A 24963-nucleotide genomic window follows, 5' to 3' on the forward strand; every position below is an offset into this window, starting at 1 on the left:
CAGCGTCCATCACGCCGCCGATGGAACGCGCATAATAAACGTCGTCGACATAGAAGCCGACGCCTGGATCGGAGAAGATAGCGAAATCGTTCTGGCCAACGCCACGGATGAAGACGGTGGCATTGTAATTGCCGCCGGAAAGCGCCGCGGCGCCATCGAAACGAATGTTCGGCGTGTATTTGGCGATCTGGTCGAGCGTGTCGACATTGCGGCTGGCCAAAGCGGCGCCGCCGAAGGCGGTGACAGCGACCGGCACGTCCTGCAGGCGCTCCGACGTACGCCGTGCGGTTACCACGATGTCATTGCCGGTGACGTCCTGATCGGCCGAAGCGACGGGCTGCGCCGCCGAGGCGGGCGGCGCGCCCACTTCCTGTGCATGCGCGGCTGATGTCGCTAGCAAAGCGATGCCTGATAACAGGCCCGCGCGATAAATCCCCCTCATTTGATCCTCCTCAGGATTGCCCGGGTTGTTGTATCCACGCGCTGCCCACCCGGAGCATTGAGCGCGCGTACCTTGCGGATGAGATGATCGAGCGTCGCCTTCTCCTCGGCACTCAGCACGCCGAAGAAATCCGCATCATGATCGGCCGTGACCTGCTCCACCTCGGCGCACAGCCGGCGCCCCGGCTCGGTCAGGTGCAGAGCATTGGTCCGCCGGTCTCGTCCCGGACGGCGTTCGGCCGCGCCGATCGCGACCAGTGCATTCACCGTCGCCATCGTGCTGGCGCGGTTGATGCCGAGCGCGCGGCCGAGCGCATTCTGGTCGCAGCCTTCGTGCAGACTGATGAAGATGAGGGCGGTGGCGCGGCCGGGCGTGACGCCGATGTGCGACAGCGCCTCGAACAAGGCGCTCATCGCCATGATGTCGAGCCGGCGGAGCTGATAGCCCAGCCGCTCGGCGATGACGCCGAACATGGCATCGCGCGCGTTTGGCATTGTCCTCACCCTGTTCGCGCGGCTTGGTATCGCGCTCTTATCTTCTGCTATAGTACGCGTGACATACATTTAAGCAAGCGCGACTGCGGGTGTTGCCGCCATTGCTGCGCAATTTGTCGCTTTGGGCAGGATGCTTGGCCCGCAACGCCTGCCCTAAGCCTGCTCGTGCGCATCCTTCTGGCGCGCATAAGCCTGGGTGCCACGCGTATAGACGTGGTCGCTCGTCAGGATCGTCTCGACCGGCACGTCCGGCATTGTTTCCAGTTCCGCATAAAGCGGCCCGAAATCCGTCTCCAGGGTCGCGCGCAGGAGATCGTCGAAGCTGTCGATGACGAAGTAGGTCTGTTGATAATCGTCGATGCGATACTGGGTGCGCATCAAACGCCTGAGATCGAAGCCCAGTCGATTGGGCGAAGCGTCATCGAGCGCGAATATCGATTCTCCATAGGAGGAGACGATCCCTGCCCCATAGATGCGTAGCCCTTCCGCGGAGCGGACCAAGCCGAATTCGACGGTATACCAGTAAAGTCTTGCCAGTTTGCTGATCGCTCCGGCGCCCGCGGCGCGCTGGCCGCCTTTGCCATAGGCTTGCATATAATCGGCAAAGACGGGATTCGCGAGCAGCGGCACATGGCCGAAGACGTCGTGGAAAATGTCGGGCTCCTGCAGGTAATCGAGCTGCTCCGGCGTGCGGATGAATCGACCCGCGACGAAACGCCGCTCGGCGAGGTGATTGAAGAAGACGTCATCCGGCACGAGCCCCGGCACCGCCAGCACCTGCCAGCCGGTGGCCTGCATCAGTCGTTCGTTCAGCTCGTTGAAGTCAGGAATGCCGGGCTTGGACATGCGGAGTACCTCCAGCCCTTCCAGAAACTCCGGCACCGCGCGTCCTGGCAGCATCTTTGCCTGGCGCGCGAACAGGCGATCCCATGTCGCATGTTCGACAGCCGAATAAGATGCCCAATCCTGCGGGATGGACCAATCCGCGTTGGCATGAGCGGGGCGTTGCAAATCGGTGTCTGCCATGGATACAAAATCGCATGTGGTAGCCGAATTTGCCTTTCTATCTCGTCGGATTTATGCCGGGAAACGAAATGTAGATTCAAAAAAGCCAGGAATGATGAAAAACAGTTTCGGGCTGGAGTCGCTGGACCGGCGCATTGTCGATCAGTTGCAGAAGGATGCTGCAATCAGTCATGCGGACCTAGCGGAACGGGTCGGCTCGTCCCCGGCCTCCTGTTGGCGCAGGATCCGGGCCCTGGAGCATGCGGGCGTGCTTACCGCCAATGTCCGGCTGGTGGATCCGGAAAAGGTAGGGCGCGGTGTTAACGTGATCTGCAACATCCGCGTCCGCAGCCATGCGCGCGAGGTGAGGGCGCAGTTCGAGGCGTTTGTGCGCACCCGGCCGGAGGTTATGGAATGCTATTCCATGTCGGGGGAATGGGATTATCTGCTCCGCATCGTGTCAGCTGACGTCGCCGATTATGAGCAATTCCTCATGCGGACGTTGCTGGAGCATCCCTCCGTCGGGGGCGCGGCATCCCATTTCGCGCTCTCGACCACGAAATACACCACAGCATTGCCCGTGTAAGCGTATCCCCTGGGAGCTGCACGCCAAGTGCGGAAACGCTCATTTCCCAGGCAATTGCCCCGCCACGATACGGTGATGTTCGACATGCTCCGGCTTATCGAGCAGGAAGCGATCGTCATCCGGATAGTAGCGGGCCGTTTCAATCGCATCACCGGCGAAGGCGCGGATCGCGTCCATATCGGTCCACCAACTCAGGGTCGTCACCTCGCTGGTGCCGTCGCCCAGTGTCCGCAGCAGCATCTGCGCGCCCAGGTTTCCCGGAGTGGCGCGGTAATCCGCCAACCCGGTGTCGCCGATATAGGCGATGTAGGCGGCTTCATCCTCGGTACGGATGCGCGACGCCCAACGACGCAGGATCTGAGTGGATTGCGACATTCCTAGTCTCCCTGGTGCGTTGCGATAGAAACGCGTGATCGGCTGGCGGGCAAGTAGAAGATGTGACACACGGCCGCTGTGATCCAGCCGCGTACATCCTCCCTCTTCCTGATCGTGGGCCTGCTGCTTGTCCTGGCGGGTGTTGTCAGCTGGCAGGCCGGATGGGATCTGCCGCTTCACCACTTCTTCCGCCTGCGGGGCACGGCATGGACGTCAACGGTGGTGTTCTTGTCGGCCCTAGGGGGCTTTGGCGTAATGGGGCCGGTCGGATTTCTGGCGATCGGGATCCTTCTGGTTCGCCGCCGGGCGGGCGAAGCGTTGTGGCTATTTGCGACCGTGGCCACCGGGCGGCTGGCGGTGGAAGGGCTGAAGCTCGTCGTAACGCGGCCGCGGCCGCCGCTGATCGATCGGCTCGAACTGGTGCAATCGTGGAGCTTCCCGAGCTCGCACGCCGCCGGCACGCTGATGACCTGTCTCGCGCTCGCCGTCGTCATCGGCGGTCGGCCTGCCTTTTTCCTGGCCTTTTTGGCGGCGTTAACCATCGGTTGGACGCGTCTTGCACTTGCCGTGCATTGGCCAGGCGACGTCCTTGCCGGATGGGGTGTCGGGCTGCTGTGGCTTGGCTTGGCGCTCCGGATCCATACACCGGTGCGCGTCAGGCGCGTGCCGGCCTTGTCGTCGGAAGACGGATCGAGGCCTTAAGACCCTTGGGGTGATTATCGGCGAGGATGAGGCGCCCGCCATGGCTTTCCGCCACGCTGGTGGCGATCGCCAGCCCAAGCCCGGCGCCACCCGTGTCGCGATTGCGGGAATCCTCCAGCCGCTGGAACGGGCGCATCACCCGATCGCGGGCCTCCGCCGGGATGCCGGGGCCGGTATCCGCAACGCTCAGCAGGATGCCACCGTCCGCTGCTTCGACTGTGACAGCCGCACCACCGGCATATTTGACAGCATTATCGATCAGATTGCGCAGCGCGCGTCGCACCAGATCAGGCTGCACCGATGCAACCTGGCGGGTGGATGGGCCCAAGGTGACGGGCTGACCCATCTCTCGATATTCCTCGACCACTGCCTCCGCCAAGGCTGTCAGATCCACGTCGCGGGCGCTCTCGCGTGCCCGCCCGGTCCGAGCCAGCACCAATATGTCCTCCAGCATCGCGGTCATCTCCATGACCTTTGCGATCGCCGCGTCGCGCTCCTCCGCCGGCTCCATCGTCTCGATACGGATGCGCAGCGAGGCCAGCGGCGTTCGCAGATCATGCCCGATCGCGCCGAGCATATGATCCTTCTCGTCCAGCAGCCGGGTCATACGCTGGCCCATTGCGTTGAACGCTTCGATGGCCTGCGCGACATCGCTGGGCCCACGCGAGGGCACCGAGATAGGGTCGCCGCGTCCCTGAAAGCGGATCGCCGCGCGGGTCAGGTTACGCAATGGGCGAGCGATCCGAATCGCGATCCAGATGGTGGCGCCTAATACCAACAGATAGAGCAGGACGGTTGCCGCACCCAGGCGCACGGCGAGCAGCGGATCGCGCTTTGCGGTCGCGATGCGCGCGGTCAGCCAGCTGCCATCCTGCTGACGCGTTGCGAAACGCAACAACTGAAGATCGGGGGGGAAATCGCGTCGCCGCCCGGTCCGCAGGCTGATCTGCGCATCGCCGCCACGCGCGGCGCGGATGGCTTGCGCCGGGGCGCCCGCTTTGATCAGCGCCGTGCGCAGCTGCGATTCCAGCGCCGCATCCCGATCCTTGTCCGCGATGCCGCTGGTGGCGGCTGCGGCGAAGCGGGCGCCCCGCCGGCTCTGATCCTCGATCACCGCCTTGCGGAAGATCGGCGCGGCGTCGCCATAATCGTCCGCGACCGCCGCGAAGGTTGCGATGGCCGGGCCCTCCGTCCTGGCCAGGCTGAGCTTCTGCCGCTCGTTCAGGATCAACGCGAAGTTGGCCAGCTGCGCCACCAGCAACGCAAAGCCGAGCAGCAAAGCCATTTGCCCAGCAAGGCTGGTCGGTAAAAACCGCCTCATATCCGCCGAACCTCGGCGGCGAGCATGTAGCCGCCGCCCCAGATCGTCTTGATCAATTTGGGGTCTGCCGGATCGGCCTCCACCTTGCGGCGCAGGCGGCTGATATGATTGTCGATGCTACGCTCGAACGCGGCGAGCTCCCGCCCGGCGCTCAGGTCCAGCAATTGGTCACGGGTCAGTACGCGCTTGGGATGTGTAACGAACGCGTGGAGCAGATTATATTCGCCGGTGGAGAGCGGCACGGCCACGCCGTCTGCGCCGAGCAGTTCCCGCTCGCCGGTGCGCAGGATCCAATCGGCGAAAGCGAATCCCTGCGCGTCCGGTGCGCGGACTTCGCCGCCGGCCCCGCCGGTGCGGCGCAGCACCGCTTTGATGCGGGCCACCAGTTCGCGGGGGGAAAAGGGCTTCGTCACATAATCGTCCGCGCCGATCTCCAGGCCGATGATGCGGTCCATCTCTTCCGCCTTGGCAGTGAGCAGGATCACCGGCAATTGCGTCGTCGCGCGCAGGAAGCGGGCGAGCGACAGCCCGTCTTCGCCCGGCATCATGATATCGAGCAGGACCAAGTCGATGGCATGCACCGCCAGGATCTCCCGTGCCGCCGCAGCGCTGTCCGCCTTGGTGACACGCATCTCATTCTTGGTGAGATAGGACGCCAGCGGATCGCGAATATCGCGATCATCGTCGATCAGCAGGATGTGCGGTTGATCGGTCACGGCCGGTTCCGTAGCGCAGCTACGTCGGCAAAGCGAAGGCCCCGCGGCTTCGCAGCCGCGGGGCCTTGCTGTGGCTTAGTAGATCGCATTGGCCAGAACGGACGCGATCACGCCGCTGGTGATACCGATCAGCAGCGCATCATTGCCCGACTGAACCCAACGATAGCCGCGCGGCGCGTCGTGCAGGCGATAATGACGCGGGCTGGAAATCACCCGGTAGTTGCGAGCGTAGCGATAGTCGAAGCGCTCGCCCCGGCGCCAGTTGCGATATTGAACCTGATTGCGCTTGTCGTACCGATTGAACTGACCACGATTGTCATGGCCGCGATTGTCCCAACGCTGTTCGTGGCGGCCACGATCATTATGGCCGAAAGGCTGTGCCATAACCGGACCGGCAACCACGGAAGCGGCTACGGCGGCAAGAAGGAACTTCTTCATCTCTCATCTCCTCATCGACGCCGATCATCGGCGCTGAGGACTAAATGGACCCCGCTTGTCGCAAGCCTTTGTCGGGCAGAGCACTACTTTGTCGCAAATTGTCGCAAGATCGCGCCGGTCAAGAGTGGGCCTCGATATAATCTTCGGGATCCTTGTTGACGGGCCGGACGCCGGTCAGATGATCCGCTTCGAACGCGGCGAAGCGCACCGCTAGATCATGGCTGAGACTTTGATCGGCCCGCCGGCGGAAGTCGGCCAGCCCTTGCCGTTCCTCCTCAGCCATATGATCGCCATTCGCTTTGTTGCACGCATCGAGCGCGGCGAACCATGCGTCGCTACCAACCTCCTCTTTGTCGACCGCCGCGCCGGTGTCGCGTATCTCATTATGATCTTCGATCGCGTCCTCGGTTTCATCCTCGGCGCTGTCCGCATCGGCCGCCCCATCGCCGATCTTCAGCAGATCCGGATAGAAGAAACGCTCCTCCGCCTCGGCATGGGTGTCGAGCAGCGCGCGCAGCCGGCGCCAAATCGCGCTCAATGCGGCGGTGTCCGACCGGTCGATCTCGTCCAGCATCGCGAACAAGCGACGCTGTTCGGCATGGTCGTCGAGAATAAGTTGCGTGATTTCCAAGACGATTTCTCCAGTGCGGAACGGCATGCTCCCTGCCGCTAAGCGAGACGGCGGCGGCATGGTTCCCTCGCCGCTTGCTCTAGGTTGTCGTAGCGCTGCAACAGTGCATGGCGCGATGAAGCGGCTGCACGGTTCGCAATGGCGCCCGATGCCGCGGGAGCGGTAAGGCCGCCGCATGCAAATCGGACAGCGAATAGAAGAAACGGGGCTGCTGCTGCGTGAGGGCGGCAGCTTTTACCTGCGACGCGATGTCGGTGGCCGCTTTGCGCTCGACCTGCGGCGTACGCCAATCGACGAAGTGGAAAAGCGCGTGAAGCTGATCGGAACCTATGTCGGTGCCGATCTGATCGACGTCGATGGCGTATCGCTGATCTGACATTCAGCGGAGAGCAAGCGGGCGTGTTTTAGGCCTGCTTCATGCGGACCTTGCTTGCTGCAGCGCTGGCGCTTCTGTCCACCACGGCCTTCGCGCAGGCGGAGGACGAGGATGCCGAGCATCGTGCCGATCGCCTCCGCACCGAACAGCTGAATCGCAACGCCGCCGATCGGGTCGATTCTCGCAACGCCACCAATGCCGCAGCGATGGATCGATATCGCGATGCGCAGGCCGCCTATCAGCGTGCGCGGGAGCGGTGGCGCCGCCGTGTCGAGGCCTGTCAGGACGGCGATTACCGCGCCTGCGACCCCGGCTGACGCTTTCGTCCTAAAGCTCGCGCACCAGGCGGCGGGCCACTGCCAGCCACGGCGCATCGGCGATGACGGTTTGCCGGGCGCCGCTGGTCAGCGGCAGCAGCAGCAGCTTGTTGCCATCCATGCCGATCATGCGCCCGAAAGCCAGTCGGCCGCCGGGGCGCGGCACCAGCACATCCCGATTGAGCGCCCGCGTGAAATGGTCGCGCTCCACTTGCTCGCACCAGATCGCATCGCCCGCCCGATAATCGCCGACGCCTTGTTCCACCAGGATGACGAGGCTGTCGGGGCCCGGCTGGGGCGGTGTTGCCGACAGTGTCTTGCCCGGCACCCGCGCGCCGTCCCGCGTGAGTAGCGCGCGCACCGGCAGTTCGGCCTTGGCGGGCAGCTGTACCAGATCGGCTGCCGCAACCCCCAGCGCGGCGGCGATCCGGTTGAGCCAGCCGACACTTACGGTGCGCGTTCCCGTCTCCAGCCGCCCGATCGTCTGCGCCGTGGTCGGGGGATCGCAACGCGCGGCGACATCCAGCAAGGTTAACCCCTTGGCCAGACGCACTTCGCGGATACAGGCTATCATCAGCCACTACTCCTAACCAATGAGGTTGGTTGAATCAGGTAATGATGCGCTTGGCAAGGGTGTACCGGCTGTTGACAGTATCGATGCGCAAACCGCCGCGATCGGCTAGGATCATCGCCATGAAGGTTTCCCGTCTCCGCGCGGATCAGTTGCTGGTCGATCGCGGCCTTGTCGAAAGTCGCACTCGCGCCCAGTCGTTGATCCTGGCCGGGCTCGTTTTCTCGGGCGAACGCAAGCTCGCCAAGGCCGGTGAGCAGATTGCGGTGGATGCACCGCTGGATGTTCGGGGTCGCGATCATCCCTGGGTGTCGCGGGGCGGCATCAAGCTTGATCATGCCCTTGGGCATTTCGGATGGGATGTCACCGGGGCGGTGGCGATCGACGTAGGCTCATCGACCGGAGGATTTACCGATGTCCTGCTCACGCGTGGCGCGGCCCGCGTCTATGCGGTCGATAGCGGGACCAACCAGCTCGCCTGGAAACTACGCCAGGATGATCGGGTCGTGGTGCTGGAAAAGACCAATGCACGTAACCTGACCGAGGCGGAAATCCCCGAGCCGATCGACCTTATCGTCTGCGACGCCAGTTTCATCGGGCTCGCCAAGGTGCTCGATCGTCCGATCCGGTTCGCTAAGCCGAACGGCCGGCTGATCGCGCTGATCAAACCGCAGTTCGAGGCGGGACGTGATGAAGTGGGGAAAGGCGGGGTCGTGCGCGATCCAGGCGTCCACGCCCGCGTGTGTGAGGACGTGCGCGCCTGGATCGAAGGCGAGGGCTGGGTCGTTGCGGGGATTGAACGAAGCCCGATTACGGGGCCGGAGGGGAATGTCGAATTCCTGCTCGCGGCGACCAGAGGAGAGACGCCATGAAATTGTCCGCCTGGATGATCACGGTTCCCGTGATCCTGCTGCTGGGCATGGCGTCCGGCTGGCTCAGCAATTCCGGCTATGGCAATCCGTGGTTCGATCGGCTGGCCAAGCCCAGTTTCATGCCGCCGGGTTGGGCGTTTCCCGTCGCCTGGACCACGCTCTACATTCTGATGGGCGTGGCGCTCGGCCTCGTGTTGGAAACGCAGCACCCGCTCCGCAATATCGCGATCGGCCTGTTCGTGATCCAGTTGCTGCTCAACCTGGCCTGGTCGCCGGTCTTCTTCGGCCTGCACCAGGCGCGTGCCGGCCTCGCCATCATCGTCGTCCTGTTTGGCGCAGTGGCGGCGACAAGCGTCACTTTCTGGCGGATCCAGCCGACCGCAGGCATATTGCTGTTGCCCTATCTCGGCTGGTTGCTGCTGGCATCCGCACTCAACGCGGCGATCGTGCGGCTGAACTTGCCAAACGTCTAAGCGCCACCCATTTAGCCGACTAACACACTTCGCCTTCAACCCGGTTCAGGAGTCACGGCCATGCAGAGCGAGAACAAATTTTTCGAAGATCTGGTGAAGATGGCAAATGGCTTTGCCGGCACGGTGGCGGGCATGGGCCGCGAAGCCGAGGGTAATGCCCGCGAAAAGTTCAAGCAGTGGGTCGGTGGCTTCGATTTCGTCAGCCGCGAGGAATTCGAAGCGGTCAAGGCCATGGCCGCCGCCGCGCGCGACGAAGTCGCCGCGCTCAAGGCCGAACTTGCCGCCGCCAAGGATCCAGGTGCGGCGCCGGCCAGCTATGACGCCACCTCCGGCGAGGATGGTCCGGCGGCCAAGTCTGGCGGGAAGTAAGCAAATCCTCTAGCTTAATACCGTCACCCCAGCGCAGGCTGGGGTCCACGCCCTCTCCATGGGCCGTGCGCCAGAGGTGAGGTCCGTGGATCCCAGCCTGCGCTGGGATGACGCTTCAGGAACCCCCTTACGGTCACGCGGCTAAGCTGCGTCCACGCGGCTTTCCTGGGTGACAAGGCCGGCGGCACAACGCCGGAATTCACGTCTGTGCCGGGATGATGAAAGCCGAAGAGTATCGCTACCTTTGCGGCCCGCGCGCGCGCCTGCTAGGCGCGCGCCATGACTCCCCTCGACAAGATCCGTAATTTCTCGATCATCGCGCATATCGATCATGGCAAGTCGACGCTTGCCGATCGCCTGATCCAGCGTACCGGCGGCCTCTCCGAGCGCGAAATGTCAGCGCAGGTCCTCGATAATATGGATATCGAGAAGGAGCGCGGAATCACCATCAAGGCGCAGACCGTGCGCCTCGACTGGAAGGGGCATGTCCTCAACCTGATGGACACGCCGGGCCATGTCGATTTCGCCTACGAGGTCTCGCGCAGCCTCGCCGCATGTGTAGGCGCCCTGCTGGTGGTCGATGCAGCGCAGGGCGTGGAGGCGCAAACCCTCGCCAACGTCTACCAGTCGATCGAATATGATCATGAGATCGTCCCGGTCATCAACAAGATCGATCTGCCGGCGGCCGAACCCGAAAAGGTGCGGCATGAGATCGAGGAAGTGATCGGGCTCGACGCGTCGGAGGCGGTGCTGGCCTCGGCCAAGTCGGGCATCGGCATCGACGAGATTTTGGACGCGATCGTCGCCAAGATCCCGGCGCCGAAGGGTGATGCCACCGCGCCGCTGAAGGCGATGCTCGTCGACAGCTGGTACGACCCCTATCTCGGCGTCGTCATTCTCGTGCGGGTCATGGAAGGCGTGCTCAAGAAGGGGCAGCAGATCGCCTTCATGGCGGGCGGCACCCAGCATCTGGTCGATCGCGTCGGCTGCTTCCGGCCGAAGATCGAACAATTGACGGATCTCGGGCCGGGCGAGATCGGCTTCATCACCGCGCAGATCAAGGAAATCACGGAGACGCGCGTCGGTGATACGATCACTGATGCCAAGAAGCCTGCGGCCGAGCCTTTGCCCGGCTTCAAGGAGGTCCAGCCGGTCGTCTTCTGCGGCCTGTTCCCGACCGACGCGAACGATTTCGAGAAACTGCGCGACAGCATTTCCAAACTGCGGCTGAACGACGCCAGCTTCAGTTTCGAAATGGAGACCTCGGCGGCGCTCGGTTTCGGCTTCCGCTGCGGCTTCCTCGGCCTGCTGCACCTGGAAATCATCCAGGAACGGCTGATGCGCGAATATGATCTGGATCTGATCACCACCGCGCCCTCCGTGGTCTATCACATCCATCTGTCGCATTCGAAGACCGAGGATGCGCACACGCTGGAGCTGCATAACCCCGCCGACATGCCTGACCCGAACCGGATCGAGAGCATCGAGGAGCCGTGGATCGAAGCGACGATCTATGTGCCCGACGAATATCTCGGCTCGATCCTCAAGCTCTGCCAGGACCGTCGCGGCATCCAGAAGAACCTGACCTATGTCAGCGGCCGCGCGCAGCTTACCTACGAATTGCCGCTCAACGAGGTCGTGTTCGACTTTTACGATAGGCTGAAGTCGATCAGCCGCGGCTATGCCAGCTTCGATTATCACCAGATCGGCTATCGCGAGGGTGACCTCGTCAAGATGCAGATCCTGGTAAACGAAGAGCCGGTCGATGCGCTGAGCATGATCGTCCACCGCGCCGCCGCGGAAGCGCGCGGGCGCGGCATGTGCGAGCGGCTCAAGGATCTGATCCCCCGCCATCTGTTCAAGATCCCGATCCAGGCGGCGATCGGCGGCAAGGTGATCGCACGCGAGACGATCGCGGCGATGCGTAAGGACGTGACCGCCAAATGCTATGGCGGGGACGCGAGCCGCAAGCGCAAGCTGCTCGACAAGCAGAAAGAGGGCAAGAAGCGGATGCGCGAATATGGCAATGTCAGCATCCCGCAGGAGGCTTTCATCGCCGCGCTTCGGATGGGCGAAGAGTAAAGCCACCCTCTGTCCGTGTGAGCGGAATTCAATTAAGCCGGGCCCGGAATGAGGCGCACTCACATGCGCCTCCAACGGGAGCCTGATCATGCGCGTGACCTTCTTCGCCTTAGCCCTTGCGGTTGCGACCCCGATCGTGGCGCAGATGCCGAAGGAAGTGCCCGGCAAGCCGGACGTAAAGCTGGCGCTTCCCGGTCATTACACCGTCGAACCCAAGCATACGCAGATCCATTTCAGCGTCATGCACATGGGCTTCACGCCGTATTCCGGTTCGTTCAGCGACGCGTCGGGAACGCTGGATCTTAACCCGGCCAAGCCTGCCGAAACGCGGGTCTCGATCAGCGTGCCGACGGGCACGGCCTGGACGCCCGTCCAGAAGCTGACCGACGAGCTGCGTTCGCCGATGTTCTTCGATCCCGCCAAATATCCCGCGATGACGTTCGTTTCGGACCGCGTGACCTTCCGCGGCACCCGTGCCACGATCGTCGGCAAGCTGACCATGCATGGCGTCACCCGCCCGCTCACGCTTGAAGCGAGCTTCGTTGGCGCGGGCACGATGATGGGCAAGCGCACGGTCGGCTTCACCGCGACCGGAACGCTGAAGCGCAGCGAGTTCGGTATCAACGCAGTGCTGCCGCTGGTATCCGATGAGGTGAAGATCGACATTTCGGCGGCGTTCGAGCAGCCGGCCTAGGGGGGCGCCGGCGCCCCAACGCGTCAACGGGGCACAGGCTGGCGTCTATCCCGCGCTTGTGCCTGGCCGCGGAATGGATTCCAGCCTACGCTGGGATGACGGATGGCTTGCGGGAGGGGAAGCCGTCACCCCAGCGTAGGCTGGGGTCCATATCGCTCTCCGCCACGCGACAGGCGGATTTAGCGGGTATGGCAGCAGGAGGTCGCTAACTCACCGGGTGGATTCAGGCGAATCGCTGCTTCAGGTCCAGCATCGCGATCGACGCCTTGGCCGCCTCGCCGCCTTTATCCTTCTCGGTCGGCCGCGCGCGCGCCAGCGCCTGGGCTTCGTCCTCGACGGTCAGGATGCCGTTGCCGATCGGAATGCCGTCGAGCGTCAGCGCCATCAGACCCCGCGCGCTTTCGTTGGAGACGACTTCGAAATGATAGGTCTCGCCGCGGATGATCACGCCGAGCGCGACGAACCCGTCATAGCGACCGGTCTCAGCCGCCATTGCGATCGCGGCCGGGATCTCAAGCGCGCCGGGCACGGTCACCGTCTCATGGCTATGGCCAGCCTCTTCCAGTGCGGCGCGCGCGCCTTCCAGCAGCAGGTCGTTGAGATGCGCGTAGAATCGCGCTTCGGCGATCAGGAAACGTGCCATCAGGCCTCTTTCTCGGAACAGGGGATAGGACGTTCGCCCACAATCGACAGGCCATAGCCGTCGAGCGCGACCAACGTGTGGTGCGAATTGGTCAGCAGGATCATGTCCTGAACGCCAAGCTCGGTCAGGATCTGCGCGCCGACGCCATAATCGCGCAATTCCTCCGGATCGGGGGTGCCGTTGCTGCTGCCCTTTGCGGCAACCACTTGGCTGAGAAGACCGCCGACCATCGGCTTGTTGAGCACGACGATGACGCCGCTGCCTTCTTGCCCGATAATCTCCATCGAACGCGCCAGCATGCCGGCGCGCGGCCCTTCCTCACCAAACATATCGGAGAACAAGGCCTGGGCATGCATGCGCACCAAGGTCGGCTTGCTCGGATCGACCTGGCCCTTGACCAGTGCCACCTGCTCGTCGCCCGTAGCCTTATTGTAGAAGCTGATTGCGTTCCACTCGCCGCCCCACCGGCTGGTGAACCGGGTCGTGGCGCGCTTCTCGACCAAGTGGTCATGGCGGCGGCGATAGGCGATCAGGTCTCGGATCGTGCCGATCTTGAGGCCATGGCGCTGGGCAAAGGCGACGAGGTCGTCGAGCCGCGACATGCTGCCATCGTCATTCATGATCTCGCAGATCACACCGGACGGATTGAGCCCGGCCAGACGCGAGACGTCCACCGCCGCTTCGGTATGCCCGGCGCGCACCAGCACCCCGCCTTCGCGGGCAACCAGCGGGAAGACATGGCCCGGGCTGACGATTTCTTCCGGGCCGTTCGCGGCATCGATGGCGACGGCGATGGTGCGCGCGCGATCGGCCGCGGAAATACCGGTCGTCACGCCGGTGCGCGCCTCGATCGAGACGGTGAAGGCGGTCTCGTGGCGCGTGCCGTTGTGCCGGCTCATCAGCGGCAGGCCGAGTTGCTCGACGCGGGTCTTGGCCAGCGCCAGGCAGATCAGGCCGCGGCCATGCGTCGCCATGAAATTGATCGCGTCCGGAGTCGCCATCTGCGCCGGGATGATGAGGTCGCCCTCATTTTCCCGATCCTCATCGTCGACAAGGATGAACATACGCCCGTTGCGCGCCTCTTCGATCACCTCTTCTGGGGTCGAGAGGAAAGCGTGGCGCAGACGCGCTACGTTGGGATTAGTCGACATGCGCGATCCTCGGGCGCAATTGTTCCATGCGGCCCAGATAGCGTGCCAACACGTCGATTTCGATATTGAGCTGCCGGCCCGGCGCGATGTCGCCCCAAGTCGTCATCTGCTGCGTATGCGGGATGATGTTGAGGCCGAACCGCACGCCGCCGCCGGCAAGGTCCGACACCTCGTTCACGGTCAGCGAGATGCCGTCGAGCGCAACGGAGCCCTTCGCCGCGATATAGGGGGCGAGCGCCTGTGGCGCCTCCACCACGACGCGCGTACTGTCGCCCTCGGGCAGCACCTCGACCACAGTTCCGACACCATCGACATGGCCGGTCACGATATGACCGCCGAGCTCGTCGCCAACCCGCAGGGCACGCTCCAGGTTCAGCGGGGTGCCCTCCTGCCAGGATCCGGCCGTGCGCGACAGGGTTTCGGCCGATACTTCGACGGCGAACCAGCCCGGCGCCTTGTCGACGACGGTCAGGCACACGCCGGAGCAGGCGATCGAAGCGCCCAGATCAATGCTGGCCGTATCGTAGGCGGTGGCGATCCGCAGCCGCAGGTCGCCGCGATGCTCCACGCCGGTAATCCGGCCGATATCGGTGATGATGCCCGTGAACATATCTTCCTCTGCGCCTCACCGGGGCGGAAAAGTCGAACAACCTTTCCTGATGAGGGCTAAGCGCGCTCGTAGACTTCGAGCCGGTCGATGCCAAGCATCCGGCTGTCGGTCATTTTCCATCGGCCATGCGCCTCGGCAAGCGAATTCAGCCCAATATCTCCCAGCGCCGGCCTGCCCGCGCCGATCAGGATCGGCGCACGATAGAGAAGCAGTCGGTCGACCAGGTCGGTCCGCAGGAAGGCAGCCGCCGTCTGGGCGCCACCCTCGACCATCAGGTGATCGACGCCTGCGAGCGCTGCAATTTCGGACGGGGCCGTGATCGCCTCCCACGCACTTGGACCGGATGACGATGATAAAAGTATGCGTCGGGGCGACCGTTCCTCCAGCCCCGGCAGTCGCACGTCGAGCCGCGGCGAGTCTGCCTCCACCGTGCCGCGCCCGACCAGGATCGCCTCATGGCGGCTGCGTTCGAGATGGCCGTGCGCGCGGGCCGCCGCGCCGGTGATCCAGCGGCTCTCGCCGTTCGCTCGTGCGATCATGCCGTCGAGCGACATCGCCAGCTTGAGCGTCACCCTCGGCCGACCTTGCGCCTGACGGATCAGGAAGCCGGCCATGCTCCGCCGTGCCGCCTCCGCGAGTACACCCTCGACGACCGTGATGCCGGCGCCACGCAGCCGGGCAAAGCCTGCGCCTGCGGTCCGCGGATCGGGGTCTACGATCGCGGCCACCACGCGGGCTGGTTTGGCGGCGACCAGCAGGTCGGAACATGCCGGCCCGCGGATGCTGTGATGCGCGCAGGGCTCCAGCGTTACGTAGACGGTCGCGCCCTCGACAGAAGCTCCGGCCTGCGCCAATGCCATTGCCTCGGCATGGGGGCGCCCGCCAGGCTGGGTCCAGCCGCGTCCGATGACTCTGCCGTCCCGGACGATGATGCAACCGACATTCGGATTGGGCGCGGTCCGCCCACGTCCGCGCTCAGCGAGCGCGATCGCGGCGGCCATGAACCGCGCGTCCTGGGTCAGAGGCCGAGCCTCTCGAGGCTCTTGTCCAGCTTCTGCCACTGATGGCGGCGTTCATCGGCCAACTTGCGATTTTCCATCGCATCCTTGCGCTGCTGATCCTTGATCTCCGCATCGGTGCGGCTAACCGGCCAGTCGGCGGCATAGACGATCTGCGGACCTTCCGGCATCACGCCCCACCGCGATTCCACCACGAACATGGTCACCAACAGCGACGTCACCGCGATCGCGGCTGTGCCGAAGACGAGCTTGTAGCGACGCGTACTCGTCGCCCACAGCCGGCGGACGTCGGCCAGTACGGCGCGGGGATGGGCCGGGCGGGGGAAGAAAGCCATGGACCCAAGATAATCGCAGACCGGGCTGGTTGCCAGCCCTAGGCGATGGCAGCGGCCGCCAAACGCTCGGCAGCACGCTCACGACCGATCAGCGGCAGCAACGCCTTCATGTCCGGGCCATGCTCCTGGCCGGTCAGCGCCACACGGAGCGGCAGGAACAAGGCACGGCCCTTCCGGCCGGTCTGCGCCTTCAGCAAGCCAGTCAGGGCGTGCCAGGGATCCTCGTTCCATTCGATCTTGCCGGCCGCTTCGGCGGCGGCCTGCAGATAGTCCCGATCGGCCGGATCAATCGCGGGGCAATCGATGCGATGCTCCACGACCTGCAGCCAGGCTGCGGCGTCGTCGATCTTATCCAGGTTCGGCCGGACCGCCAGCCACAAGGCTTCGCTCATCCCCAGCGGCAGGCGGTGCCGCACTGTCGCAAAATCCATCATATGGATCGTGCGCGCGTTCAGCGTGCGCAGTTCTTCCATGTCGAAGCGCGCCGGCGCCCGGCCGAAGCGGCCGAAATCGATGCCTTCGATCAAGGGCGTCATGTCGGCGACCGCCTCGACCGGATCGCTGGTCCCGATCCGTGCCAGCAGCGCATTGAGCGCCAACGGCTCGATCCCGTCTTCGCGGAACGCATCTGCGCCGAGCGAGCCGAGACGCTTCGACAATTTGCCTTCGCTGCCGACCAAAAGCGCCTCATGGGCAAAGGCGGGTGCGGGCGCGCCGAGCGCTTCAAACATCTGCAGCTGCAGGCCGGCATTGGTGACATGGTCCTCGCCGCGCACGATGTGCGTGACGCCCATGTCGATATCGTCGATCACGCTGGGCAGCATGTAGAGCCAGCTCCCGTCGGCACGCCGGATCACCGGGTCCGACTGCAATTTGGGATCCAGATGCTGCGGGCCGCGGATCAGATCGTTCCAGGTGATCGTCGCATCATGATCCAGCTTGAACCGCCAGTGCGGGCGCTTGCCATCGGCTTCCAGCGCTGCGCGATCCGCGTCGGTCAGCGCCAATGCAGCGCGATCGTAGATCGGGGGCAGACCGCGTCCCGCCAGGATCTTGCGCTTCAGCTCCAATTCCTCGCTGCTTTCATACGCCGGGTAGACCCGGCCCGCAGCGCGCAAAGCATCGAACCGCGCCTCGTATAAGGCGAACCGCTCGGACTGTTTGAAGGCAGCGTCCGGCGCCAAGCCCAGCCAGTGGAGATCGGCATGGATCGCGTCGGCATAGGCTTCGGTCGATCGTGCCAGATCGGTATCGTCGAGCCGGAGCAGGAAGCGGCCGCCATGTTTGCGGGCCCACAGCATGTTATGCAGCGCGGCGCGAATATTGCCGACATGCAGCCGTCCGGTGGGGGAGGGCGCGAAACGGGTCACAACGATGGTCATCCTGTGCCCTTAGCCGCTTCTACGCGGCCTGTGCCAGCCGTGCTTCGTGCTCAGCCGAACAGGAATCCACCCAGCGTCCGTGTGGGTATCAGCGTGAAATAGCCGGCAATTACCAAGGCCGCGTAGACGATGGTCATGGTCCGCCGATGACGGGCGATCCGGCCCGCACGCGCATCCAGGATTGCGCGAGGCAGCGCCAGCAGGGTGACGACCGACAGGATGTGGATCAGGCTGAGATGCCCCGTCAGGTGGCGCACGCCGAAGCTCGCCAGCGCGGCGATCATCATCAGCGCCACCCAGACACGGCCGATCAGTCGATGGAGGCGATCCCCTTTCGGCCGCAGCAGCATGACCGCGCCGAGCGGGACCGCCGGGATGATCGTCAGCAGATGTACGGTCATCCATGGGCCCATGGCCACTGGTGGTTGGCCGAGATGACGGCCGAACGCCGCAACCAACAACACGAGCAGCAGGCCCGCCGCCGCCAGCAGCGGATCGCGGACGCTGCGCGGATACGTCCATGTGCCGGCCGTTATCGTGGTCACTTTATGCCCCCTGAATTCCCCGCGCCCTTGGTGGCAGAGACACGCATCTGTGCCAAGCTCTCGCAGGCCATGTATACGGTTTATCCCGCCGGCTCTTCCCCGCGCGCGGACCTGCCGCTAGGAGCCCGGTTCGAAAGGAAGCCCGCGCATGAAGTTGATGACCGGCAACGCCAACCGCGTGCTTGCCACGGCGATCGCCGATTATCTGGAGATCGGCCTGACCGATGCCTCGGTACGGCGTTTTGCCGACGAGGAAGTGTTCGTCGAGATTCACGAGAATGTCCGCGGAGAGGACGTGTTCGTGCTTCAGTCGACCGGCTATCCCACCAACGACAATCTTATGGAATTGCTGATCTGCATCGATGCGCTGCGACGGGCTTCGGCCAAGCGCATCACGGCGGTCATTCCCTATTTCGGCTACGCTCGGCAGGATCGTAAGCCCGGGCCGCGCACGCCGATCTCGGCCAAGCTCGTGGCCAACCTCATCACTGTCGCCGGCGCGGATCGCGTGCTGTCAGTCGATCTTCACGCGGGCCAGATCCAGGGTTTCTTCGATATCCCGACGGACAACCTCTACGCTGCGCCCGTCATTTCGGCCGATATCCAGGCCCGCTTCGGCAAGCGCAACCTGATGGTCGTTTCGCCCGACGTCGGCGGTGTCGTCCGCGCCCGCGCCCTATCCAAGCGGCTCGCCAATGCGCCGCTGGCGATCGTCGACAAACGGCGTGAAAAGCCGGGCGAAAGCGAGGTCATGAACATTATCGGCGATGTCGAGGGGCGCTTTTGCATCCTGGTCGACGACATCGTCGATAGCGCCGGCACGTTGTGCAATGCCGCCGCCGCACTGCGTGAGGCGGGTGCGGAAGATGTGGTGGCTTACGTCACGCATGGCGTGCTTTCGGGCGGCGCGGTCGCGCGGGTCGAAGGATCGCAACTGACCGAGCTGGTTATCACCGATTCGATCCAGCCGCTGGATGCCGTGCGCGATTCCAGCAAGATCCGCCTGCTGCCGATCGCCCCGCTGCTGGCCGAGGCGATCAAGCGCATCTCCGACGAGAGCTCGGTCTCCAGCCTGTTCGACTAGGCCGCGACCTGATCACGGCCGGCGGCCTTGGCCCGGTAGAGCGAACGGTCCGCCCGGGCCATTGCCAAGGAAAGCGTCGTCTCTCCTCCGTGGACGCGGGAAAGCCCGATGCACAGCGAATAGCGGGGCAGGCCGGAGCCCGTCAGATCGGGCACGGTTCGCACCTGCTCCGCCAGCGCCAGCGCATCGGTGTCGTCGGCCGTGGGGGCGACCAGCACGAACTCGTCGCCGCCCAAGCGCACGAACATGCCGTCGCGCGCCCGTGCCACCGCCTCGATCCGCGCGGCGAAGGTGGTCAGCACGGCATCGCCCGCGGCATGGCCATAGGTATCGTTGATCGTCTTGAAATGATCGATGTCGATCAAGAACAGGCTGTTCTGCGGGAGCGCCAGCGCTGCTTCCTGCTGCTTGAATGCCGTTCTGTTCCAGGCACCGGTCAGCGGATCCCGGTAGGCGGCGTCGGTCACCTCGCGCAGCGCTCGTTCCCACGGCGTTGCCAGCAGGCCAAGGTTAAGGACCCCCAGGAGCACCTGATCCTGCAGCATGGGAAGCAGGTCGAGCATGCCGGCACCGAGCGGTCCCCGTATTTCGATCCAGATCGAAAGCAGGTAGGTCGGGCCGTAGAGCAGCATGCCGAAGGCCACGATCTTGCGCGGCGTACCGGTCTCGCGATCGCCGCTAAGCAGGATAGCGCAGGCGCAAATAACCATGCAGCCGCCCAGCGCCAGCGCGCCGGTGATGTGGCTTGTCATGAGCGCGGCCGCAGGATCGGCTATGGCCATTAGCGGCAAGGCGACGCCGATCATGGAACCGAGGATCGGCACCGTCATCCAGAGGGCGAATGGGCGTTTCCCGTCGAAGCGCCGCATGCCCATCAGCAGCAGAAAATCGGATAGGGCAACGATCCCGTAATTCAGCGCCGCGCCGATCGGCGCATAGAGCGCATTCAGCGTTTCGAAACCGAGCAGGCCGGCCGCGTACAGAGCTGAACTCATCCCCCAATAAAGCAGGTAGGTTTCGTTTCGCCGCCGCGCCCACAGCACAAGGAAGATGGTCGCGTAGGATAGCGTTGCCAGCAGGCTGCATAGTCGCAGTGTGGGGATATCGGGCGTGTGCACAAACATACAGATGGCGCGGCTATACCTTAGTTGGACGGCGGATGATCAGACTTTTGCGCCCAATTGGGTGCTAGTTGCGCAATCTGACCCAGACCGGCGCGTGGTCGCTGGTCTTCTCCCAGCCGCGGACCTGGGCATCGACCTGGGCCTCCTTCAGCCGCTCCGCCAAGGCCGGGCTTAATAGGATATGGTCGAGCCGCAGGCCGGCATTACGGCCGTAAGCGTTCCTGAAATAATCCCAGAATGTGTAGATGGTCTCGGTCGGGTGACATGTGCGTAACGCGTCGGTCCAACCCTGTTCCAGCAAGCGGAAGTAGGCCGCCCGTGCCTCCGGCGCGAACAGCGCATCATCCATCCACCGTTCAGGTTTGTAGACGTCACGCTCGGTCGGCACCACGTTGAAGTCGCCCGCCAGGATAGCGGGCAGTCCACTCGTTGCCAGCGTCTCCGCATGATCGATCAGACGATCGAACCAGCGTAGCTTATAGTCGAATTTCGGGCCCGGCTTTGGGTTGCCGTTGGGGAGATACAGCGCTGCGATCAGGATGCCGTTGACGGCCGCCTCGATATAGCGGCTCTGCTGATCGGTGGGATCGTCCGGCAAGCCGCGCATGGTTTCATGGATCGCTCCGATCCGGCTCAGAATGGCAACGCCGTTCCAGCTTTTCTGGCCGTGCCAGATCGCCTGATAGCCGGCCTCGCGGATCGCTTGCTCCGGGAACTTGTCGTCAGGCGCCTTCAGCTCCTGCAAGCAGACGACGTCCGGCTGCGCCTCGGCAAGCCAGCGCAGCAGCACGGGCAGCCGGCCGTTTACGCCGTTGACGTTATAGGTTGCGATCTTCACCGCTTGCTACGCGTCAGCGGTTACGATGATTTTCCCTGGTTCTTGCGCCGCGTGACCCAGCCCTTGCGGGCTGCGGCTGATCTTTGCTCGGGCGAACCCGACTTATTCGCACGGCCGCCGCGGGAAGAGGCCGAATGATTGTCGGGCTTGCCGCGCCCGGAGCCAGATTTGTTGCCGCCTCCGGATTCCTTGTTCACCGTTGCCCACGCGCGCGCCTCAGCGGTCTTCTTGGGGACGCCACGCTCTTCGTAACTTTCCTCGATATGTCCGGCCTTGCGCTTCTGCTTATCCGTATAAGCGTCCTTGTCGCCGCGGGGCATCGTCCATCTCCTTGCATTAATGGGATAACGCGCGGCCGCATTGCCGTTTCCGGGCTTCTGTATGTGACGCCAAAAGAAAAGGCCGCTGCGAACAGCGGCCTCCCCTTTGAACATCCGTCGCGGCGCTTCAGAATTTGAAACGCGCCCCCAGCAGATAGCGTGCCGAACCTTCCTGCAGGAAGAAGGTCTGGACCTTGTCACGCCCGTAGGTACGGATACCTTCCTCGGTCAGGTTGATCCCTTCGAAGGATATGGCCAGATGCGGGGTGATGTCATAGCTGACGTTCACATCGAGCGTGCCATAAGGGGCTGCGAAGACAGGATTGTGGCTGCCGCCGCGGTTGAGCTCCGTCAGGAACTTCTTGCGGTAATTGTAGGCAATCCGGGCCGAGATGCCGTTCTTATCATAGATGCCCGTGATGTTGTACGTGTCGCTGAGGCCGATCAGCGCGAACTGGTTGGCGGTCGGGTCCGCATTCACATCCGCCTTCACGTCGCCGCGCACGAGCGTGTAGCTCGCCGCGATACCAAAGCCCGTATTTCCGAGGAAATAGGTCCCTGCCAGTTCGAAGCCCCAGATCTTGGCATTCTTATTGTTGATGGGGGTGCTGACCAGGAAATCTGCCAACGGATCGTTGGGATCGCCCGCAATATCGACCGCCGCCAACGTGGAGTCGACGAACGCCTGATTGAGCGATCGCGTGCTTGCATTGTAATTTTGGTTGAAGATCGATGTGGCGGCCGCGGTGTTGTTGTTATTCTGCTGCAGCAGCGCGGTGTAGGTGAACAAGTTCACGTCGCTGAGATCGTAGCCCAGGCCCTGCAAGGCCGTTTTGGCAGTGCCCGAACGGCTACCGGGTGTCGCTGCGGTTGGATCGCGCAGGCCGAACAGATTTTGGCTGACCAGGCTGTTGCCGATGAAGTTCTGCACACGCTTCTCAAAGAAGCCGCCTGAGACATAGCTTCCCGGCTTGAAATACCATTCAAGTGAAAGGTCGAAATTGTCCGAAATCAGCGGTTGCAGGTCGGCATTATGTGCATTGCCGCCGGCTGTGCCGCCAAGCGTCGTCGGCCGGCCCGGAGGGGCTGCCGTGGTCGCGGCGAACAGATCGCCATAATTGGGCCGGGAGATCGTCTTGCTGAACGAGAAGCGGCCGATCAGATTGGACGTGAAGTTGAGCTGGAAATCCATCGACGGTAGCAGATTGTTATATTTGCCCTTGGCTGAAATGGGCTGTTGATCCGCTGACTGCAGGATCGTGAAGTCATTATCTGCCTGCCATACCAGGGCGGTTGGGATTGTCTGGAGCGAGGTCGAGTGGACGGTCGTGCGCTCGTAGCGTGCGCCGGCCACCAGCGTGGCGTCCATATTGCCGAACTGGCCCTTCCACGTGAACTGGCCATAGATGGCGGCGATATTCTCATTCACGCGATTATTGTTGTTCGCGTCGATGCGGATGTTGTGACCAAGTTTCTGATAGGCATCGAACAGACTGTTATACAATTTCGTCGCGTCTTCGGTACGCCAGCCGATCAGCCCCGCGCCGCTCGCCTTGGGATCGTTATGGTGGAACTGGCAGGCGGTGCAGAATTCGAAGACCTGGCCCGGCGCATATTGGATCACGTCGCGCGGATTGGCGTTGCCCCAGTCGCCCAGCGTCTGGATGGTGTTGAACTGCCGCTGGGTGACCTTCGATTTGCGATAGTCGCCGCCGAAATCGAAGCGAGCGCCGTTGCCGAAATCCCAGCCGGCATCGATCCGGCCTTCTTTCAGATTCTGGTGCTGCCACGATGCAAACTGGCGGTTCTGCTGGGTAGCGAGATCGCCTTCGTCCCAGACGCCGTTATTGTTGCCCTTGGCGGAATCGTTGAACGAGATCTGCTGCTGCGGGAAACCCGTGCTCTGATCCAGTCCATATTCCGACAGGATAGGCGAGCTGATGGCGACCGCGGTCGAGCTGACGCCGTTGGGATTGTCGGGCGAGCTCGATGCGGTGCTGACATGCGCGTCGGCGGAAATCGTGAAACGATCGGAAACGTCCCATTTTGCATTCAAGCCGAAGTCCTTCACCGTGCCTTTCTGCGCGCGATAGGCTTGCTCCGCACCGCTATCCTTGGTCGATCCCTGCTCGATCTCGTGCAGGAAGATAGCGGTGGCGACGCCGGGATTGCTGTTGAAGGTGACCTGGTCGAACGGTCGGTTGAACCAGTTGGAGGTGTCGGAACGGCGTTCCGACTGCTTGTCCTGGGCATAGAGCACGTCGCCGGTGATCAGCAGCGTATCGGTGGGCTTCCACTGGACCGATCCCTGGCCGTTGATCCGCTCACGCCGATCTTCGGAGAAGTGGTACCGGAAATCGTCGGGGATGCCGACATAGCCGCTGGTCGGCGCATTCTTCACCACAGTCGAGCTGTTGATGTAAGGCCCGCCGGTATTCATGAAGTCGGCGATCGGGACGATATTCCAGCCATTATTGGCGACGCTGGGTACCGAGAAGTTGCGTTTCTGGTAGCTGCCGAACACGGACACGCCGAAGGTTTGCTCGGTGTTCGTCCAATTGAGGACGGCCGAGACTTCGGGTGTCACCTTCGATCCGCACTTCACGCAATCGTCGGCGCTGGTGTCGTAGGACGCTTTGCCGCCGATACTGCCGGTAAGGCCGCCTTCCTGGCCGTCCAGCGGCCGCCGGCTGACGACATTGATCGTCGCGCCGATGCCGCCGGTCGGAATCGCTGCGCGACCGGTCTTATAGACTTCCAGCGTCTTCACGCCTTCGGATGCAAGATTGGAGAAGTTGAACGATCGATCGAAACCGCCCGCACTGTCGCCATTCTGGTCACCACCGACGACGGTGATGTTCGCAGCGGCCAATTGCCGCCCGTTCAGCGTCACCAGATTGTACTGTGGGCCGAAGCCGCGCACCGTGACGGTTGCACCTTCACCGTTGACTCGGTTGATCGAAACGCCGGTGATGCGCTGCAGCGATTCAGCCAGATTGGTGTCGGGAAATTTGCCGATGTCCTGGGAAGAGATCGCGTCGACGACGCCGGTCGAATTGCGCTTGATGGCAATCGATCGTTCCAGCGATGCACGGATGCCGGTGACGACGACTTCGTCGGCTGTGCCGCCACCCGCAGCTTCCGCGGGCGTCGCCTGTGCTGTCGCCGGTGCGACCGCGGTCGGCTGCGCGTCGGTCGGACTGCCGGAGGCGGTCTGCGCCTGCGCCAGGCTTGGTACAATTAGACAAGTAACGATCGCGATTGCCGAAGCCGAGCGCGCGAGCGCCGAGGTTAGCCCGAAGCCTTTCATGATACCTCCCTTTGTGCGGTGCCGTTCCCATGGCACCGGTTTCATTTTTCGAAGCAGTGTGTTCCTGCTTGCCGGCAAAATTATCACAGGCGACATCGATGTCAAAGACTGAGATGTTAGCGGTATCAAGGTTTCTCG

General features: G+C 63.3%; 30 protein-coding genes. 10 read left to right on the forward strand and 20 right to left on the reverse strand.

The annotated features are described in order from the left end of the window. The 3 genes from ACOJSI_RS17845 to phhA all read right to left on the reverse strand — a co-directional run. Window positions 1–442 (reverse strand): TonB-dependent receptor plug domain-containing protein (locus tag ACOJSI_RS17845; protein WP_420139661.1); only part of this gene is annotated, 442 nt, incomplete at its 3' end. Then, window positions 439–936 carry a MarR family winged helix-turn-helix transcriptional regulator gene (locus tag ACOJSI_RS17850; protein WP_420139662.1) on the reverse strand — a complete coding sequence of 166 codons (498 nt, stop codon included), beginning with the start codon at window positions 934–936 and terminating at the stop codon, window positions 439–441. The genes ACOJSI_RS17845 and ACOJSI_RS17850, both read right to left, overlap by 4 nt. A 153-nt stretch (window positions 937–1089) precedes the next feature. Continuing rightward, window positions 1090–1962, reverse strand: coding sequence for a phenylalanine 4-monooxygenase (gene phhA / locus ACOJSI_RS17855; RefSeq protein WP_420139663.1), 873 nt, complete (start codon window positions 1960–1962; stop codon window positions 1090–1092). A 94-nt stretch (window positions 1963–2056) separates the two neighbouring features. Between phhA and ACOJSI_RS17860 the strand changes: the two genes are divergently transcribed. Then, window positions 2057–2527 carry an Lrp/AsnC family transcriptional regulator gene (locus ACOJSI_RS17860; RefSeq protein WP_420139664.1) on the forward strand — a complete coding sequence of 157 codons (471 nt, stop codon included), beginning with the start codon at window positions 2057–2059 and terminating at the stop codon, window positions 2525–2527. Between the two features lie 39 nt (window positions 2528–2566). Here ACOJSI_RS17860 and ACOJSI_RS17865 read toward each other — a convergent pair whose 3' ends face one another. Beyond that, the gene (locus ACOJSI_RS17865; protein WP_420139665.1) at window positions 2567–2902 is read right to left on the reverse strand and encodes a hypothetical protein; all 336 of its coding nucleotides are present in this window, start codon (window positions 2900–2902) and stop codon (window positions 2567–2569) included. Window positions 2903–2980: 78 nt separating this feature from the next. Here ACOJSI_RS17865 and ACOJSI_RS17870 point away from each other — a divergent pair, with 78 nt between their 5' ends. Then, a complete protein-coding gene (locus ACOJSI_RS17870; RefSeq protein ID WP_420139666.1) occupies window positions 2981–3604 on the forward strand; it encodes a phosphatase PAP2 family protein in 624 nt (207 codons plus the stop codon). On the opposite strand, the gene ACOJSI_RS17875 is transcribed toward ACOJSI_RS17870, so the two are convergent. From ACOJSI_RS17875 to ACOJSI_RS17890, 4 genes are all read right to left on the reverse strand, one after another. After that, complete coding sequence (locus tag ACOJSI_RS17875; RefSeq protein WP_420139667.1) at window positions 3558–4889, reverse strand: sensor histidine kinase; 1332 nt, start codon at window positions 4887–4889, stop codon at window positions 3558–3560. The two genes, ACOJSI_RS17870 and ACOJSI_RS17875, sit on opposite strands and share 47 nt — an antisense overlap. 32 nt (window positions 4890–4921) lie before the next feature. Further along, entirely contained in the window at window positions 4922–5641 is a 720-nt protein-coding gene (locus ACOJSI_RS17880; protein ID WP_420139668.1) for a response regulator, read from the reverse strand. A gap of 75 nt (window positions 5642–5716) precedes the next feature. Beyond that, window positions 5717–6079 (reverse strand): RcnB family protein, encoded by a 363-nt coding sequence (locus ACOJSI_RS17885; protein WP_420139669.1) that lies wholly within the window; start codon window positions 6077–6079, stop codon window positions 5717–5719. 118 nt (window positions 6080–6197) lie between these two features. Beyond that, window positions 6198–6737 carry a hemerythrin domain-containing protein gene (locus tag ACOJSI_RS17890; RefSeq protein ID WP_420139670.1) on the reverse strand — a complete coding sequence of 180 codons (540 nt, stop codon included), beginning with the start codon at window positions 6735–6737 and terminating at the stop codon, window positions 6198–6200. 148 nt (window positions 6738–6885) lie between these two features. On the opposite strand from ACOJSI_RS17890, the gene ACOJSI_RS17895 reads away from it, so the two are divergent. After that, a complete protein-coding gene (locus ACOJSI_RS17895) occupies window positions 6886–7086 on the forward strand; it encodes a DUF5818 domain-containing protein (RefSeq protein WP_420139671.1) in 201 nt (66 codons plus the stop codon). Between the two features lie 41 nt (window positions 7087–7127). Beyond that, a complete protein-coding gene (locus tag ACOJSI_RS17900; RefSeq protein WP_420139672.1) occupies window positions 7128–7403 on the forward strand; it encodes a hypothetical protein in 276 nt (91 codons plus the stop codon). Between the two features lie 10 nt (window positions 7404–7413). Here the strand turns inward: ACOJSI_RS17900 and ACOJSI_RS17905 are convergent, their stop codons facing one another. Next, window positions 7414–7977 (reverse strand): helix-turn-helix domain-containing protein, encoded by a 564-nt coding sequence (locus tag ACOJSI_RS17905; RefSeq protein ID WP_420139673.1) that lies wholly within the window; start codon window positions 7975–7977, stop codon window positions 7414–7416. Between the two features lie 119 nt (window positions 7978–8096). On the opposite strand from ACOJSI_RS17905, the gene ACOJSI_RS17910 reads away from it, so the two are divergent. The 5 genes from ACOJSI_RS17910 (at window position 8097) to ACOJSI_RS17930 (ending at window position 12464) form a co-directional block, all read left to right on the forward strand. Beyond that, on the forward strand, window positions 8097–8846 hold the full coding sequence (locus ACOJSI_RS17910; protein ID WP_420139674.1) for a TlyA family RNA methyltransferase: 750 nt from the start codon (window positions 8097–8099) through the stop codon (window positions 8844–8846). Next, on the forward strand, window positions 8843–9319 hold the full coding sequence (locus ACOJSI_RS17915; RefSeq protein ID WP_420139675.1) for a TspO/MBR family protein: 477 nt from the start codon (window positions 8843–8845) through the stop codon (window positions 9317–9319). Before ACOJSI_RS17910 ends, ACOJSI_RS17915 begins: the two co-directional genes overlap by 4 nt. A gap of 60 nt (window positions 9320–9379) precedes the next feature. Next, window positions 9380–9688 carry an accessory factor UbiK family protein gene (locus tag ACOJSI_RS17920; RefSeq protein WP_420139676.1) on the forward strand — a complete coding sequence of 103 codons (309 nt, stop codon included), beginning with the start codon at window positions 9380–9382 and terminating at the stop codon, window positions 9686–9688. Window positions 9689–9967: 279 nt separating this feature from the next. Further along, window positions 9968–11770, forward strand: a complete 1803-nt coding sequence (lepA, locus tag ACOJSI_RS17925) for a translation elongation factor 4 (RefSeq protein ID WP_420139677.1) — start codon at window positions 9968–9970, stop codon at window positions 11768–11770. Window positions 11771–11858: 88 nt separating this feature from the next. After that, on the forward strand, window positions 11859–12464 hold the full coding sequence (locus tag ACOJSI_RS17930; protein ID WP_420139678.1) for a YceI family protein: 606 nt from the start codon (window positions 11859–11861) through the stop codon (window positions 12462–12464). A gap of 223 nt (window positions 12465–12687) precedes the next feature. On the opposite strand, the gene ribH is transcribed toward ACOJSI_RS17930, so the two are convergent. From ribH to ACOJSI_RS17965, 7 genes are read right to left on the reverse strand one after another with little or no spacing between them, the layout of a single operon-like run. After that, on the reverse strand, window positions 12688–13107 hold the full coding sequence (ribH, locus tag ACOJSI_RS17935) for a 6,7-dimethyl-8-ribityllumazine synthase (RefSeq protein WP_420139679.1): 420 nt from the start codon (window positions 13105–13107) through the stop codon (window positions 12688–12690). Next, on the reverse strand, window positions 13107–14258 hold the full coding sequence (ribB, locus tag ACOJSI_RS17940; protein ID WP_420139680.1) for a 3,4-dihydroxy-2-butanone-4-phosphate synthase: 1152 nt from the start codon (window positions 14256–14258) through the stop codon (window positions 13107–13109). Before ribB ends, ribH begins: the two co-directional genes overlap by 1 nt. Next, window positions 14248–14868: a riboflavin synthase gene (locus ACOJSI_RS17945; protein WP_420139681.1), complete on the reverse strand. Its 621-nt coding sequence runs from the start codon at window positions 14866–14868 to the stop codon at window positions 14248–14250. Before ACOJSI_RS17945 ends, ribB begins: the two co-directional genes overlap by 11 nt. A gap of 56 nt (window positions 14869–14924) precedes the next feature. Then, the gene (ribD, locus tag ACOJSI_RS17950) at window positions 14925–15890 is read right to left on the reverse strand and encodes a bifunctional diaminohydroxyphosphoribosylaminopyrimidine deaminase/5-amino-6-(5-phosphoribosylamino)uracil reductase RibD (RefSeq protein ID WP_420139783.1); all 966 of its coding nucleotides are present in this window, start codon (window positions 15888–15890) and stop codon (window positions 14925–14927) included. Further along, window positions 15887–16222 carry a hypothetical protein gene (locus ACOJSI_RS17955; RefSeq protein WP_420139682.1) on the reverse strand — a complete coding sequence of 112 codons (336 nt, stop codon included), beginning with the start codon at window positions 16220–16222 and terminating at the stop codon, window positions 15887–15889. Before ACOJSI_RS17955 ends, ribD begins: the two co-directional genes overlap by 4 nt. Window positions 16223–16260: 38 nt before the next feature. Then, window positions 16261–17598, reverse strand: coding sequence for a glutamate--tRNA ligase (locus ACOJSI_RS17960; protein ID WP_420139784.1), 1338 nt, complete (start codon window positions 17596–17598; stop codon window positions 16261–16263). 56 nt (window positions 17599–17654) lie between these two features. Next, window positions 17655–18149 carry a DUF2306 domain-containing protein gene (locus ACOJSI_RS17965; RefSeq protein ID WP_420139683.1) on the reverse strand — a complete coding sequence of 165 codons (495 nt, stop codon included), beginning with the start codon at window positions 18147–18149 and terminating at the stop codon, window positions 17655–17657. Between the two features lie 148 nt (window positions 18150–18297). On the opposite strand from ACOJSI_RS17965, the gene ACOJSI_RS17970 reads away from it, so the two are divergent. Next, window positions 18298–19233, forward strand: coding sequence for a ribose-phosphate pyrophosphokinase (locus ACOJSI_RS17970; protein WP_420139684.1), 936 nt, complete (start codon window positions 18298–18300; stop codon window positions 19231–19233). Here the strand turns inward: ACOJSI_RS17970 and ACOJSI_RS17975 are convergent. From ACOJSI_RS17975 to ACOJSI_RS17990, 4 genes are all read right to left on the reverse strand, one after another. Beyond that, window positions 19230–20357, reverse strand: coding sequence for a diguanylate cyclase (locus ACOJSI_RS17975; protein WP_420139685.1), 1128 nt, complete (start codon window positions 20355–20357; stop codon window positions 19230–19232). The genes ACOJSI_RS17970 and ACOJSI_RS17975 overlap by 4 nt on opposite strands. Window positions 20358–20421: 64 nt before the next feature. After that, window positions 20422–21195: an exodeoxyribonuclease III gene (xth, locus tag ACOJSI_RS17980; RefSeq protein ID WP_420139686.1), complete on the reverse strand. Its 774-nt coding sequence runs from the start codon at window positions 21193–21195 to the stop codon at window positions 20422–20424. 20 nt (window positions 21196–21215) lie between these two features. Then, window positions 21216–21515, reverse strand: coding sequence for a plasmid stabilization protein (locus ACOJSI_RS17985; RefSeq protein ID WP_420139687.1), 300 nt, complete (start codon window positions 21513–21515; stop codon window positions 21216–21218). Window positions 21516–21642: 127 nt separating this feature from the next. Next, window positions 21643–24825 carry a TonB-dependent receptor gene (locus ACOJSI_RS17990; RefSeq protein WP_420139688.1) on the reverse strand — a complete coding sequence of 1061 codons (3183 nt, stop codon included), beginning with the start codon at window positions 24823–24825 and terminating at the stop codon, window positions 21643–21645. Window positions 24826–24963 lie beyond the last annotated feature (138 nt).

It is taken from the genome of Sphingomonas sp., assembly GCF_048595155.1.
Classification (GTDB): domain Bacteria; phylum Pseudomonadota; class Alphaproteobacteria; order Sphingomonadales; family Sphingomonadaceae; genus Sphingomonas_I.